Origin of the sequence: Streptococcus sp. HMSC36C04, from assembly GCF_001839535.1 — a bacterium.
Lineage (GTDB): Bacteria > Bacillota > Bacilli > Lactobacillales > Streptococcaceae > Streptococcus > Streptococcus hominis.
This window is the reverse complement of the sequence record NZ_KV841583.1, coordinates 1-15453: the sequence shown is the minus strand read 5'-3', so window position 1 is coordinate 15453 and position 15453 is coordinate 1. Positions and strand designations below refer to the sequence as shown.

Annotated in this window: 13 protein-coding genes and 2 tRNA genes; all 15 read right to left on the bottom strand. The window is 39.1% G+C overall.

Annotation, left to right across the window (positions count from 1 at the left end; genetic code table 11):
• Positions 1 to 44: 44 nt before the first annotated feature.
• Positions 45 to 599, bottom strand: a complete 555-nt coding sequence (gene purN, locus HMPREF3249_RS02165; protein WP_070867465.1) for a phosphoribosylglycinamide formyltransferase — start codon at positions 597 to 599, stop codon at positions 45 to 47.
• The gene (gene purM / locus HMPREF3249_RS02160; protein ID WP_070867464.1) at positions 599 to 1618 is read right to left on the bottom strand and encodes a phosphoribosylformylglycinamidine cyclo-ligase; all 1020 of its coding nucleotides are present in this window, start codon (positions 1616 to 1618) and stop codon (positions 599 to 601) included. The genes purN and purM overlap by 1 nt, the downstream gene beginning before the upstream one ends.
• 235 nt (positions 1619 to 1853) lie before the next feature.
• The gene (purF, locus tag HMPREF3249_RS02155) at positions 1854 to 3317 is read right to left on the bottom strand and encodes an amidophosphoribosyltransferase (RefSeq protein ID WP_049533269.1); all 1464 of its coding nucleotides are present in this window, start codon (positions 3315 to 3317) and stop codon (positions 1854 to 1856) included.
• 90 nt (positions 3318 to 3407) lie between these two features.
• Positions 3408 to 7133 (bottom strand): phosphoribosylformylglycinamidine synthase, encoded by a 3726-nt coding sequence (locus HMPREF3249_RS02150; RefSeq protein WP_059221421.1) that lies wholly within the window; start codon positions 7131 to 7133, stop codon positions 3408 to 3410.
• Positions 7134 to 7184: 51 nt separating this feature from the next.
• Positions 7185 to 7892 (bottom strand): phosphoribosylaminoimidazolesuccinocarboxamide synthase, encoded by a 708-nt coding sequence (purC, locus tag HMPREF3249_RS02145; protein ID WP_003032064.1) that lies wholly within the window; start codon positions 7890 to 7892, stop codon positions 7185 to 7187.
• A gap of 159 nt (positions 7893 to 8051) precedes the next feature.
• Positions 8052 to 8297: an acyl carrier protein gene (locus HMPREF3249_RS02140; protein WP_059221425.1), complete on the bottom strand. Its 246-nt coding sequence runs from the start codon at positions 8295 to 8297 to the stop codon at positions 8052 to 8054.
• Positions 8294 to 9292 (bottom strand): phosphate acyltransferase PlsX, encoded by a 999-nt coding sequence (plsX, locus tag HMPREF3249_RS02135; protein ID WP_049533228.1) that lies wholly within the window; start codon positions 9290 to 9292, stop codon positions 8294 to 8296. The genes HMPREF3249_RS02140 and plsX overlap by 4 nt, the downstream gene beginning before the upstream one ends.
• Complete coding sequence (recO, locus tag HMPREF3249_RS02130; protein WP_003040908.1) at positions 9289 to 10062, bottom strand: DNA repair protein RecO; 774 nt, start codon at positions 10060 to 10062, stop codon at positions 9289 to 9291. Before recO ends, plsX begins: the two co-directional genes overlap by 4 nt.
• Positions 10040 to 11227 (bottom strand): pyridoxal phosphate-dependent aminotransferase, encoded by a 1188-nt coding sequence (locus HMPREF3249_RS02125; protein ID WP_049533227.1) that lies wholly within the window; start codon positions 11225 to 11227, stop codon positions 10040 to 10042. The genes recO and HMPREF3249_RS02125 overlap by 23 nt, the downstream gene beginning before the upstream one ends.
• 154 nt (positions 11228 to 11381) lie before the next feature.
• Entirely contained in the window at positions 11382 to 12350 is a 969-nt protein-coding gene (locus HMPREF3249_RS02120) for a ribose-phosphate diphosphokinase (RefSeq protein WP_003040848.1), read from the bottom strand.
• A gap of 132 nt (positions 12351 to 12482) precedes the next feature.
• The gene (gene pcsB / locus HMPREF3249_RS02115; protein WP_003040856.1) at positions 12483 to 13706 is read right to left on the bottom strand and encodes a peptidoglycan hydrolase PcsB; all 1224 of its coding nucleotides are present in this window, start codon (positions 13704 to 13706) and stop codon (positions 12483 to 12485) included.
• Positions 13707 to 13815: 109 nt separating this feature from the next.
• Complete coding sequence (gene mreD / locus HMPREF3249_RS02110; RefSeq protein ID WP_049533226.1) at positions 13816 to 14316, bottom strand: rod shape-determining protein MreD; 501 nt, start codon at positions 14314 to 14316, stop codon at positions 13816 to 13818.
• Between the two features lies 1 nt (position 14317).
• The gene (mreC, locus tag HMPREF3249_RS02105; RefSeq protein WP_049533225.1) at positions 14318 to 15124 is read right to left on the bottom strand and encodes a rod shape-determining protein MreC; all 807 of its coding nucleotides are present in this window, start codon (positions 15122 to 15124) and stop codon (positions 14318 to 14320) included.
• A gap of 94 nt (positions 15125 to 15218) precedes the next feature.
• Positions 15219 to 15306: transfer RNA gene (locus HMPREF3249_RS02100), tRNA-Ser, on the bottom strand.
• A gap of 10 nt (positions 15307 to 15316) precedes the next feature.
• Positions 15317 to 15390: transfer RNA gene (locus HMPREF3249_RS02095), tRNA-Ile, on the bottom strand.
• Positions 15391 to 15453: the final 63 nt, after the last annotated feature.

The window sequence follows — 15453 nt, the reverse complement described above, 5'->3', positions numbered from 1 at the left end:
TAAGGCAGCATACTAATAGCTAACTACGCTATCAAATACACGGACTACTTTTTCTTAACTCCTAAGCTCTCCAAAACATCTGGATAGAGTTTATACTCTGCTTCATGAATACGAGCTTCAAAACTGTCAATGGTATCATCAGCCAGACGAGGCACACGAACTTGTTTAATCACTTTTCCCGTGTCAACACCATTGTCAACCCAGTGAATGGTAACACCAGATTGGTCAACACCTGCTTCCCAAGCATCATCAATACCATGAGCCCCTGGAAATTCTGGCAGATAAGCTGGGTGAATATTGATGATACGACCTTCGTAAGCTGCTAGCAAAGTCGGACCAACAATCTTCATATAACCAGCTAGGCAAACCACATCAATATCATATTTTTCAAGCAAAGTAACAATAGCTTCTTCGTAAGCTACTTTATTATCAAACTCTTTGAGTTCAAAAGCATGAGCTGTCACACCAAATTTTTCAGCACGCTCTAAAACGTAGGCATCTCGATGATCTGAAAAGACAAATTCAACCGGAAATTGCTCCGCAATGACTTGAAAATTGGACCCGTTACCACTCGCAAAAACGGCAATTTTTTTGCTCATTATTTCATCACCACACTTGCATCAGCTTTTTTGACAATACGACCAAGTTCGTAAACTGGCTCATCAAGCAATTCTTTCACGCGCTCAACCTTATCAGGACTAACTGCCAACATCAAACCAATACCCATGTTAAAGATTTCAAACATTTCTTCGTGTTTGATGTTACCGTGTTTTTCAAGAGCTTTGAAAATTGGAAGAACAGGAACTTTATCTTCTTCGATTTCAGCAGCTAAATCATCTGCAAACATCCGTGGGACATTTTCGATGAAACCACCACCAGTGATGTGAGCAATACCATTGACCAATTCTTCCTTGATAAGTGGAAGCACCGCTTTGACATAGATACGTGTTGGTTCAAGCAGCACTTCTTTTAATTTTTTGCCTTCAAGCTCTGGAAGAACCTCTTCGCCTGTATAATCAGCAAAGACACGACGGACAAGTGAATAACCATTTGAGTGAATCCCACTGGAAGCAAGTCCAAGAAGAACATCACCATCAGAAACTTTTGACCCGTCAATGATTTGGTTTTTTTCAGCCACACCTACTGCAAAACCAGCCAAATCATAATCATCTTCACCATACATACCAGGCATTTCAGCAGTTTCACCACCGATAAGAGCTGCGCCAGATTGAACACAACCTTCCGCAACACCTGCAACGACTTGTTCAAGTTTTACAGGTTCATTTTTACCAGTAGCAATGTAATCTAGGAAGTAAAGTGGTTCAGCACCAGCTGCAATGATGTCATTGACACACATGGCTACACAGTCTTGGCCAATCGTATCGTGTTTATCATATTTAATGGCAAGCATGAGTTTTGTTCCCACACCATCAGTTCCTGAAATCAAAACAGGTTCTTTCACGCCAGTTTTTGTAAGGTCGAACATCCCACCAAAGCCACCAAGAGCTCCCATAACACCTGCACGTTCAGTACGCGCAACGTGTTTTTTGATACGTACAACAACTTCATAACCCGCTTCAACATCAACACCAGATTGAGCATAAGCATTTTTTGTCATAATAATTTTCCTTCTCTTTTTTGTCAAAAAACCATATTGGAGATTGCGACGTTTTTTCAGTTAAACCATTCTTTTGACTGAAAAAGCTAGTCAGGTCTTTAGCTTTGGTCCCATAGGACAAAGCGTCCATTGACAAATGCTTTAGCCTTTAGTCAGTGGTAAGACGTGGAGCATAAGCATTTTTTTGTCATAATATTTTTCTCCTTTTGGGAAACAGCAGAGCTATTAAACAGTTCTATTTATTTTCATTAACTTCATGAATATAGAAGCTTGTTTTTTCTTCTAAGCTTTTGAGGTAAGGTTCTTCGTAATCGTAAAGTGGTGTTGGATACTTACCGTCAAAGTAAGCCACACACAAACCACCATTAGGCGCATCTGTATCAAGACCGATTGATTCAATCAAACCGTCAATTGACAAGTAAGTCAAGCTATCAGCACCGATAATCTCACAAACTTCATCTTTGGTATGATTAGCTGAAATCAATTCACGACGATTTTGAATATCGATACCGTAGAAACATGGGTATTTCAATTCTGGACTACCGATTGCCACATGAACTTCTGTCGCACCAGCTTCACGAAGCAAACGAACGATACGGCGTGATGTAGTTCCACGCACGATAGAATCATCAACCATGACCACGCGCTTACCTTTAACAACACCAGATACGGCTGAGAGCTTCATGCGAACACCTTGCTCACGCAACTCTTGTGTCGGTTGAATGAAAGTACGTTGTGTGTACTGATTTTTCACCAAGCCCATTTCATTTGGGAGACCTGATTCTTCAGCAAATCCCATCGCTGCTGAAAGTGATGAATTCGGTACACCAACGACAATATCAGCTTCATGTTGAAATTCCTGTGCCAAACGTTTCCCCATATTTTTACGAGCCGTGTGAACATTGACACCATAAATATCACTGTCAGGTCGTGCAAAATAGATGTATTCCATTGAACAGATAGCAAGCTGAGTATCCATCGTGTAGGTATCGTACCGAATGCCATTGTCATCAATAATAACCATTTCACCAGGTTTCACATCTCGAATCCACTTGGCACCAACCACTTCAAAGGCACACGTTTCACTTGATACTACCCAAGCACCATTTGCCATTTGCCCAATTGACAAGGGACGAAAACCATTTGGGTCAAGCGCAGCAATCAATTTATCTTCTGTCATCAAAAGATAAGCAAAGCCACCTTTGACAGTGTTCAACGCTTCTTTGACTTTACCGATAAATTCAGGATTATGGCTACGGCGAATCAAATGCATTAGAATTTCAGTATCAGATGAGGCATTAAAAATCGCCCCTTGGTCTTCCAATTCTTTTTTCAATGATACTGCATTTGTCAAATTACCATTATGGCAAAGCCCAAATTGCTCGTCTGTAAAGTTGTAAAGAAATGGTTGAATATTATTAATAGACGCAGAGCCAGCAGTCGCATAGCGAACGTGACCAATAGCAGCAGTTCCTGTTAATTTTTCCAAATCAGCAGGATTTTTAAATACTTCTGAAAGAAGACCAGTATTACGGTGCTGAAGAAGTTTGCCCTTATCGTTTGTGACGATACCAGCACCTTCTTGACCGCGGTGTTGAAGACTGTGAAGTCCAAAATAAGTCACTTGAGCTGCTTGAGGATGCCCCCAAATCCCAAAAACACCACATTCTTCATTTAGAGATTTAACTTCGTATGTCACTGACATTTCCTCTTATTTTTCTGTCATTTTTATGCTCAATCATTATCAAAAGAATCCGAAATCATAGTTTCTTTTGATATTTGACGAGTATTATTCCCCTGTAAAGTAACGCACAGCACTTGCAAAGAGATGTTGGTCTTTATTTCCTGGAATATTTTGGAAAAGACCGTCTTCATAACGTTCTGAATGTCCCATTTTACCAATGATTTGACCGTTCTTGCTGGTAATCCCTTCAATCGCATTAATAGAGCCGTTTGGATTGTATTTAGAATCCATGCTTGGTTTGCCATCAAAATCCACGTATTGGCTGAAGATTTGTCCGTTGTCACGGAGTTCTGCAAATTCTTCATCTGTTACGACAAATTTCCCTTCACCATGTGATACTGGGATTGCATGAATATCACCAACTTTGACACCGGCAAGCCAAGGTGAGTTCGTATTGGAAATACGTGTTTCAACCATTTTCGCCACATGTTGGTTGGCATCATTATAGAAGAGTGTCGGACTTGTTTCGGTCGCTTCTTCAAAGTTACCGTATGGAAGTAGGCCTGATTTCACAAGCGCTTGGAATCCATTACAGATACCGATAATCAGCCCGCCTTTTTCAATAAAGCTATCAATCGCTGCGCGGACTTTTTGGTTTAACAAGATGTTAACGATGAATTTAGCAGAACCGTCTGGTTCATCAGCGGCTGAGAAACCTCCTGCAAAGAAAATAATATTTGCTTTACAGATGTTGTCAACCATTGTGTCAACAGATGCTTCAATTGCTGCTTCATCAAGTGTCACAAATGGTACCAGATTCACTTTTGCTCCAGCTTGTTCAAAAGCTTTTGCTGAATCATATTCTGAATTTGTACCAGGAAATACTGGGATGTAAACCAATGGTTCAGCAACTTTTTCACTTGCTTTAATCACTGCATCTGAAGCAATTGCCGGAACATCTTCAAGTTTTGTACTTTGTTCAAATTCAGTTGGGTAAACGTCTTCGAGTTTGCCTTCAAAGGCTGAAAGAAGTTTATCTCCTGCAAGGTTGACACCGTTGACAGCAAGTGTAAAGTCAGATCTTGTTTCACCGATTTTCACAACATCAGCAATTTCTTCAGCAGATGTAAAGATAAAACCGCCAAGTTGTGCTGTCAAGCTAGTCGCAAGCTCTACCAGCTCTACTTTTGCACCGATATGGTTACCAAAATCTGCAAGTGCCAAGCTTTCAATCACACCACCATATTTAACAGCTGAAGCTGATGTGACATGGTGTGCTTTTTGAATCGCTTCAAATTTAGCAAAATTAGCTTTAATCAAATCAAAATCAATCTCTTGTGAAATAGCTTGCCCTGGAATGTAGTAAATGTATTCACCAGCTGCTTTAAATTCTGGCGAAAGAACATTACGACTATCTGCTGTTGTCACACCAAAGGCAACCAATGTTGGCGGTACTGTCAATTCTTCAAAAGTCCCTGACATGGAGTCTTTACCACCGATTGATGGCAAACCAAGTTGCAATTGCGCTTCGATTGAACCAAGAAGAGCTGAAACTGGTTGTCCAAAGCGTTCAGCTTGTTTGTCCATACGTTGGAAATACTCTTGATAAGAGAAACGTGCTTTAGACCAATTCGCACCTGTTGCCACCAAACGCGCTGTTGCTTCGATAACAGCATAAGCTGCACCATGATAAGGTGACCACTCCGCAATATAAGGGTTGAACCCTTGTGCCATAACTGATGCTGTTGTTGTTACACCGTTTTGAACAGGAAGTTTTTGAACTGAACTTTCTGTTGGTGTGATTTGATAACGACCGCCGATTGGATGATTAACTGTTGAACGCCCAACCGAGCTGTCAAAGATAGTTTGCAACCCTTTTTGACTAGCGTGGTTAAGATCAGACAGAACTTTCACTGTGTCTGCTTCAAGTGTTGCTGCTGATGTTGTACGCACCTCAGGAAGGGCAACATCCTTATCCACAACGTTTGCATCAACCACCACACGCACACCGTTTGTATCAAGGAAACGACGTTCAATATCAACGATTGTTTGACCATTCCAAGTCATAACAAGATTTGGTTTTTCAGTAACTGTGGCAACCACTACCGCGTCAATATTTTCTTTATGACATTCTGCCACGAAAGCCTCAACATCTTTCGGACGAACCACAACAGCCATCCGTTCTTGTGATTCAGAAATGGCAATTTCAGTTCCGTTAAGCCCTTGGTATTTCAAAGGCACTTTGTTAAGGTCGATTTCAAGACCGTCAGCTAATTCACCAATTGCCACACAGACACCACCAGCACCAAAGTCGTTTGATTTTTTAATAAGACGCGTCACATTACCATTGCGGAAAAGACGTTGAATCTTCCGTTCTTCAATAGCATTCCCTTTTTGAACTTCTGCGCCAGCTGTTTCAACAGATTCAACGGTTTGGACCTTAGATGAACCAGTTGCACCACCAACACCGTCACGACCTGTTTTACCGCCAAGAAGGATTACCACATCGCCTGCTTCTGGTTTTTCACGGACAACATTACTTTTCGGAGCTGCACCGACAACGGCACCAAGTTCCATACGTTTAGCGACGAATCCTGGGTGGAAATATTCTTTAACATACGTTGTTGCAAGACCGATCTGATTACCATAAGAAGAATAACCATGCGCAGCTGTTTTAGAAATCACTTGTTGTGGCAATTTACCAAGACGTGTTTCTGAAATTGGTGTTGTAATATCACCAGCACCTGAAATACGCATCGCTTGATAAACATAAGAACGTCCTGACAATGGGTCGCGAATAGCACCACCGATACAGGTCGCCGCACCACCAAATGGCTCAATTTCCGTTGGGTGATTGTGTGTTTCATTCTTGAACATCAAAAGCCAAGGTTCTTTTACACCGTTCACATCCACTTCAATTTCAACAGAACATGCGTTAATTTCGTCTGACACTTCCATATCGTCCAAACGACCATTCGCACGCTCATAACGACCAAAGATTGTCGCCATGTCCATCAATGTTTGTGGCTTTTCAGAACGTCCAAGTTCAGCACGCATAGCAATATATTTATCATAAGTTGCTTGCAATTGTTTTTGGAATTTAGACGCTGAGAAATCAATATGCTTCAGCTCAGTTTCAAAAGTTGTGTGGCGGCAATGGTCTGACCAGTAAGTATCCAACACTTTCAATTCTGTTTCCGTTGGCACGCGCCCGATGGATTTGAAATAATCTTGGATGAAGACAAGGTCATCCACTTCCATTGCCAAACCTTGCTCAGTTTTATAATCAGCAAATTCAGCTGCTGTATAAGTCTTGAAGAAATCAAGATTTGGAATCGTTTTGTCCGACTCTGAAAATGCTTGCGGTGCAATTCCTGTCGTAATATCTTTAAAACGAGAATCTACTGGATTAAGAAGATAATTCTTAACCGCATCAAGTTCAGCAGTATCAATATCTTTGTTAACAAGATAAAGTTGAGCTGTATTAACCGTTACATCATTACTGCTTCCAAGAAGGAGTAATGCTTCTTGTGATGAAGCCGCACGCTGATCAAATTGACCTGGAAGTGATTCGATGGCAAAGAAAGCATAGTTAGCAAGTTCAGCAACCACATCACTTTCAGCCAAAATAGTATCAGTTACCTGTTCAGAGAAGATGTGCTTTTCAGCACGCTCAAAAAGTGAATCTGCCAAGCCAAACACATCATACACTTGAATAATACGCAAATCGGTCAAACTCGTTAATTGAAGATTGTGTTTGAGTTCTTTAACAAGCGCCTGAGCCTTAATGTTAAAATTTGATTTTTTCTCAACGAAAATTCGTTTATTCATTTTTTACCCTTTTTAGAATTCTTCTTTCTACTTAATTAGAAATCACAGTTTTTAGTTAAGTCCTTTGAGTTTTTCAAGGACAACTTCGTAAACATCTGTCAAACTACCTAAATCACGACGAAAAACATCTTTATCCATGTGGTGGCCTTCAGCATCCCAAAGACGGCAGTTATCTGGTGAAAATTCATCCGCAAGAATAATGTTGCCATCTTTGTCTTTACCAAATTCCAATTTGAAATCAATCAAATTCAGACCAATTTGGCTGAACCAATCTTTCAAAAGGTCATTAATACGACGTGTTTCTGCTTTGATATAAGCAATATCTTCATCACTTGCAATACCAAGGAATTTTACGTGTTCATCATTGATAAATGGGTCATCCAAATCATCATTTTTGTAGTAAAATTCAACGATTGGAGTATCTAATTTAATTCCTTCTTCAACACCAAAGCGTTTTGAGAATGAACCTGCAGTGACATTACGCAAAACAACTTCAAGCGGAATGATATCCACTTTTTTGTTCAATTGTTCGGTTTCTGACAATTGTTTAACAAAGTGAGTTGCCACACCTGCTTCATTCAATTTCGTAAAAATGAAAGATGAGATTTGATTATTAAGAACGCCTTTACCTTTAATCGTCTCTTTACGAGCACCATTAAGCATGGTCGCTTGGTCTTTGTAATGTGCAATAATAAGATTTTCATCATCTGTCAAAAATAAATCTTTAGCTTTTCCCGAATATAACAAATCACCTGTCATTTTAATATTCGCCTTTCACATTTTTCTGACTTAAGTCTATCATATTCAAAAAAGATTTTCAAGAAAATGCCGTACAATATTCGCAAACACAAAAAAAACAGCTGGATTTTCAGCTGTTTTATCATATTTTACTTTATTTAGTCAATAAAATGTTCGTTTTTATGCTCTGTTCAAGTTTTTCTGCACGCAAGCGACAACATCACTCACATTCTTCAACTCATCTATATCTTCGTCTGAAATTTCAATGCCAAATTTATCCTCCACAGTTAGAATAAATTCCATCAAATCAACAGAATCTGCTTGCAGGTCATCTTTCAAACTGAGGGTTTGAGAAACTTGAAATTCCTCACCACGACTTTCCTGAATAATTTCTACAATTTTTTCATAAATTTTTTGTTCTGTCATTTTGCCTCTCCCGAAAATTCGTTTACTGCTTCTCCGACAACATCTGTTTCCAACATCGTACGAATTTGGCGAATCGTGCTATAAACTGCTTTTGCATCGCTCGCTCCATGTGTTTTAACAACAGGTGCTTTTACTCCAAATAAAACAGCACCGCCTACATCAGAATAATTTAAACTACTCTTCAAAGACTTTAGACTATCTTTCAGCAACACTGCACCTAGTTTTGCTTTCCAGCCACCGTCCAAAATGGATTTCTTGAGCTGGCTCATAATCCCCATGGCTGTTCCCTCCATGGCTTTCAACACAGCATTACCTGTAAAGCCATCCGCTACCACAACGTCTGCCACATGATCCATTAAATCACGCGCTTCCACATTTCCAATAAAATTTAGCGAGGCGTCCGCTGCTAACAAATCATACACTTCTTTCCGCAAGGGATCCCCCTTACTTGCTTCTGTCCCATTGTTTAAAAGCCCTACACGTGGTTGGTTGATTCCACGGACATTTTCAGCATAAAATGACCCTAAAATAGCATACTGATGCAAATGATGAGCTGTATTTTCCGCATTAGCCCCCAAATCCAACATATCAAAGCCTTTGCCATCTGTCGTTGGTAATGTGGACATCAAACCCGGACGGTCAATATTCTTGATACGACCAACAATGAAAAATCCCGCAGCCAAGAGCGCTCCTGTATTTCCGGCAGAAAGTATCGCATCAGCTTCTCCATCCTTTACTGCCTTTGCCGCTAGCACCATACTGGCATTTTTCTTCTTGCGAATTGCTTTAGTTGGCTCATCATCTGAATTGATTTTTTCATCTGTATGAACAATACGAACCCGCTCAGTTGCCTTTAAATATTGCTTGATTTTTGCTTCATCTCCATAAAGAATGACTTCAATATCCGAAAAATCGTTCAGTGCTTGATTGACTCCCTCTACGATAGATTGTGGAGCATAATCGCCACCCATGGCATCAATTGCTATTTTTTTCATTTCGACTCCTTGTTCTTTAAAATTTCTCCCCAGTCTCCCAGAGAATCAATAAATTTTTTGGGCTTTAGATGAATCCCAACATATTCTTCATAAATTTGATCAATCACTTTTCGCAATTGTCTTTTCAATTCAGGCTTCAAAGAAATGGTCTCCAGTTCACTATATTGAACCGCTTGAAATTGGTCTAATAAGTAAGGAATGTTAGGATCCAGATGACTCCGTCTCTCATCTTGGTTGTAATGTTCTGGGCATAAAACACCGTTATAAGTAAAAGAAAAATCAAACGGCAACCCTACACGGTGGCAAAAGCAGCATTCATGGAAATTAAAAGAAACACCAAAACGTGACAAAATTTGAATTTCAAAAATATTGGTCAGTACCTCATAATCCAAGCCCTGTTCCATCAGCTCCAACGTTTTTTGCAAAAAAGCAAAGAGAGCCGAATCTATTTCATTATCCTGAATACTAGCGTCCGCTAGAGCTACCACATAAGTCGCATAAGCCATTGTAAACAAATCATGATTGATATGCTGGAAAACTGTGACCCCTTGATAATCATCAATATAACTCAAACCGTCATCATTTATTTTCATCAAAAAATCTGCCACTACCAATGGTTGGACAACCGGATTCAACTTAGAATTTCTAGCATGTTTCACGAAAAACATTCGCTTACCAGCTTGCTCTGTGAAAATTTTGACCAGTTTATCATTTTCTCGGAAATTCCGATTATAGAGAACCAAACCTTTACTTGTGATGGATTTCAGCATACTCCTCCATATATTCCTTAAGCCGCTTCATTGCTTCTTTTATCGTATCCATGCCGGCCGCATAAGAAAGACGTACATAACCTTCCCCATACTGACCAAAAGCAGCACCAGGAATGAAAGCAACTGCTTTTTTTTGTGCAAAATCCTTCAAAAAAGCAAAAGAATCTTGATTGTAGCCAGCTGGAATCTTGGCAAAAATGTAAAACGCACCATCTGGTTTGATAATCTTAAAGCCCAGCTCCGTCATCTTTTCGATAATGTAATCACGACGCTCAATATATTCCCTTTTCATCGGCTCTGCATCATCTTTACCTGCTGTCAATGCCTCCACTCCTGCAAATTGAGCCATCGTGTTTGCAGCTGTCACCAAGTATTGGTGACTTTTAATCAATTGAGCCGTAAAAGCAGCTGGAGCAAAGGTGAAGCCTAGACGCCAACCTGTCATCGCATGCGATTTAGACAGACCATTGATCACAATCGTTTGCTCCGGTAAAAATTCTGCAATAGATACATGTGGCTGATCGGTATAAGTCAACTCAGAATACACTTCATCACAAACAACAAAGACATCATACTTTTTCAATACATCGGCTAACGCAGTCATTTGTTCTCGTGAATAAGTCACTCCTGTCGGATTAGCTGGATAATTTAAAATCACTGCTTTAAGCTGATTTCCTTGCTCTAAAATCGCTTTTTCTAACATATCAGGTGTTAAAACAAAGTCATTTTCTGTCGTATCAATTTCGACAATCTCTGCTCCCACAAGATTGACAATCGGCTCATAACCCGGATAAGCAGGTGCAGGCAACAGTACCTTATCTCCTTCTTCTAAGATAGCTGTCAATGTCGCAGATAGAGCTTCTGTCGCTCCAATTGTCACTAAAATTTCTGTTTCAGGGTCATAAGAAAGATTGTATTTTTCTTTCACAAATTGACTAGCTGCCTGACGCAATGCTAACAACCCACTCATGCCTGTATAATGGCTCTCATTTGCATCAATCGCCGCTTTTGCAGCCTCTTTTACATGATCTGGAGTTGTAAAATCAGGCTCTCCCAATGTCAAACGAAGAACTCCAGGAATGCTCGAAATAGATTGATCAAATTGCCGAATCAAAGAGACTTCAATTTTATCTAAATTTTTGTTAAAACGTTTCGCCAAATCCATATCTTACCTCCAAAATCTGATAGAACTATTATACTATAAAACCTAAGTCATAGCAAAAATATCATAATATTGAGAAAATTCATCACTTATCATCTGATTGAAGCAAAAGAATCACTCCAGCTATCAGAGTGATTCCTATCTAGATATTCTTACATTAAAGAGCCGTTAAAGTTTCAAATAATGGCGAAAGGGGGCGTTTTTCATGAATACGCACAATTGCCTCTGCCAAAAGATGAGCAATCGAAATCTGTTCAATTTTATCAATTAAACGCTCTTCCGGCAAATAAATTGTATCTAACACGACCAATTTTTTAATCGCTGATTTCTGAATATTATCCATAGCAGGACCCGAAAGTACTGGATGAGTACAGCTTGCATAAACTTCTACCGCACCTGCCTCAGCAAGCGCATCAGCAGCATGGCAAATTGTCCCAGCTGTATCAATCATATCGTCAATTAAAATACAAGTTTTGCCTTCCACTTTACCGATGATATTCATTACCTCACTCGTATTCATCTTATCTACACTACGTCGCTTATCAATAATAGCAATCGGTGTTTTCAAAAATTCAGCTAATTTACGAGCGCGCGTCACACCACCGTGGTCAGGACTAACAACTACATAATCGCTACCTGTCATCCCACGACGTTCAAAATAATCCGCAATGAGAGGAGCCCCCATAAGATGATCTACTGGAATATCAAAAAATCCTTGAATTTGAGCCGCATGCAAATCAATTGTCAGCAAACGATCAACACCAGCCACTTGCAACATATTTGCAACCAATTTTGAAGTAATTGGTTCACGAGCACGTGCCTTTCGGTCTTGACGAGCATAGCCATAATAAGGCATTACAACATTGATTGATTCAGCACTTGCACGCTTTAAAGCATCCACCATGATTAAAATTTCCATCAAATTATCATTGACGGGCGAGCTCGTTGACTGCAAGATAAAAACATGTTTTCCGCGGATAGATTCTTCGATATTTACTTGAATCTCCCCATCAGAAAATTGGCGCACAGTTGACTTCCCAAGCTCCATACCAATCTCTTGAGCAACGCGTTCAGCCAGTTCCTGGTTAGACGAAAGAGCAAAGAGCTTTAAATCAGAAAACGACATGATTTCCTCCAGTATATATTCGTTTCTTTGTAAATCAGTTACAAATTTCTCCATCTAACATTGTAACCCTTTTTAGTGAATTTTTCAATCAAAAATAAAAAACGCAAGATGCGCTTTTTATCTTTCTATTCATTAATTTGGATAGATGTAAGTAAATGAACCTTGTCCTGCAGCAGCTGGATTGAACCAACCACGATAATTTCCAATAGCTTGATTACCTGCATAGTTTGCTTCAGATACTTGAATACTTGTAGCTGATTGAACAGCTGTTACAACAGCAACGTGTCCATAACCACCATCGTTCCATGAAATGATTGCACCTACTTGAGGTGTTGAACCTGTACGGAAACCAGCTGCAGCCGCACTTGCTGCCCATTGAGCTCCATTACCCCAATAATCACCAGCCCACGGAGCTAATGTTTTTGCTCCCCATGTACATTGACCAACTGGATAAGTTGAAGCAGATGAACTATATGTAGGACGACTCACAGTTCTAGTAGTAGTTGCTGCTTGTTGCGTCACATTTGTTTGAGTTGGAGTAGCTGCTGCACCACTATTGTTGTTTACAGCTTGTACTTGGGCTGCAAAACTTGTATTAGCAGAAGAAGCTACAGCTTGTTCTTGCGCTGCTTGTTGTGCTTTATAAGCTGCTTCTTGTGCTGCTGCCTCTTCAGCTGCCTTTTGTGCTGCTGCTTTTTGTGCCAACAATGAGTTCTTTTCACCTTCAGCAGTTGCTTTTTCTGCAGCAAGATTCAACTGCGCTGCTTTTAGTTCAGCTTGCTTAGTAGACAACGTTTTTGCATCATTTGCAAGTGTTTGTTGATTTGCGATAACAGTATTTATCGCTTCATTATTGGCTACTTGTTTTTCAGAAATAGCTTTTTTATCTTGTTTTTGTTGTTCCAACATTTTGTTGTTTGCTGAAACGATTTCGCTCATAGCAGAAACACGTGAGATAGCTTCTGTAATTGATTTTGAATTTACAATTGTATTGATATAGCTTGTAGCCGTACCGCTCGTTTGAGCACTACGTGCTTGGTTAGCCAATGATTCATTACGCGCTACAATATTCTTAGACAACGTTTCGATTTCAGCCGATAATTTTGTTGATTCAGCTTGAAGTTTTTCGTTTTCAGCTTTCAATTTTTCTTGTTGAGATTGAATAGATGAAACTTGAGCTTGAATTTGATCTACTTGAGCTTGAGCTGATTTTTGTTGATCATTCAAACTATTAATTTTACTATCTTGTGCAGCAATCTTGTCATCAGTAGAATCTGCATGTACATTTACAAGAGACGCTCCCTGTGCAAGAACCATTGTACTTAATAAGATTGATGTAAGTAATTTTTTCTTCATAAATGATTATACTCCTATTCAATAAGACAATTATAAGTATAACAAAAAAAGGCGCTGAGTATGTTACGCCTTTATTACATTTCTATTTCCAATTCATCATAAAATCTTATCATAAATATATCTTCTCCAAAATTGGTTGAAGCAACAAAAAGAATAGTAAATTTGAGACCATTGTCGGAGCAATTGTATAAACGACAAAATCTGCAAAAGACATTTGAATTAGATGGGTAACATTTGCCAAAGCGAACGTAGCCACCTCAAAGAAAAATACTAAAATGGCAACTGTTAAAAAGCGACTAACTCGATTAGACATCAAAACAGAATTATATTTACTAATAACAATCCCCGCTAAAGGCAACAATAGTGTCGAAATGCCGATAATATGAAAATAATATGCATCATACAACAAACCAATTAACAGCAACATGATAAAATTAGTATTTTCTGAAAGATTTATCGAAATATACAAAATAAAGATAAGCAAAAGATGACTTAGTAAGTGGATATTATTTGGAAATAAATTAGTCAAAAGATTTGAAAGATGGCCATCTACTAACATCACAACAAATAAAGCCAAAAAGGGTAAAATGTAGCTTTTAAAAAATTTCATATCAATTTCCTACTAATGTCACCACACGAATATCTGACAAATCCGCACTTGGTTTTACAAAGACTTCTTTTGTTAAATGGTCCGATTTTTCAGTAACAGAAAGGACTGTTCCAACCGGAATATTAGGAATGTTGTACGTTCCTAAACCACTGGTCACAACTTTCTCACCTTTTTTAATGGTATCCGAACTATTTAACTGACTGATAATAAAAGCAGATTTTTCTTTACTGTAGCCAACAATCACACCATAAATTGTGCTTGTCTCCGTTTGAATTTTTACTGAAATATTATCAACATTTTTATTATTGGTTAAAAGATTTACTCGGCTAGAATGAGAAGCGACATCTTTCACACTACCAATCAAGCCACCATTTGCCACCGCTAGCATTGTATTTTGAATCCCATTTTGACGACCAGCATTGACAGTTAATTCAGATAACCAAGAAACCGGCATACGCGTAATAACATCAGATGAAACCGTTTTTTTTGACTCATAAAGATTTTTCATTTCTAATAGCTGTCTTAATTGAGCATTTTCATCTTTTAATGAAGCTGAATCAGCAGATTGTTCTTCTGCTTTAAATAAAGCTTTTTTTAATTGCTTGTTTTCTTTATATGTCCGTGATAAATCAGTCAAATCCGATTTAACATCCACCAAAAAATTAAATGGTTTTGAAATAATATTATCCAAAATAGAAACAACATTAGAAGTTGCATTCACCACACCTAAAGAACGAGTAGTAACCAAAAGTACAGAAGTTATTATTATCAAAACAGCAGTCATAATAAGAAATTTGGATTTTTTCATATGATTCACTCTACTCCAAAATAGATACAATATCTATCACACAAGATTCACAGATAACAGAAAAGGAGATAGCTATCGCTACACTCCTTACATACGGAGAATGGGGGATTCGAACCCCCGCGCCAGTTACCCGACCTAACGATTTAGCAAACCGTCCTCTTCAGCCTCTTGAGTAATTCTCCAAAAATATTATGGGCACGAGTGGACTCGAACCACCGACCTCACGCTTATCAGGCGTGCGCTCTAACCACCTGAGCTACGCGCCCAAGTTCAAAAACTTGGTGTGAACATCTCCGTTCAAAGCGGGTGACGAGAATCGAACTCGCGAC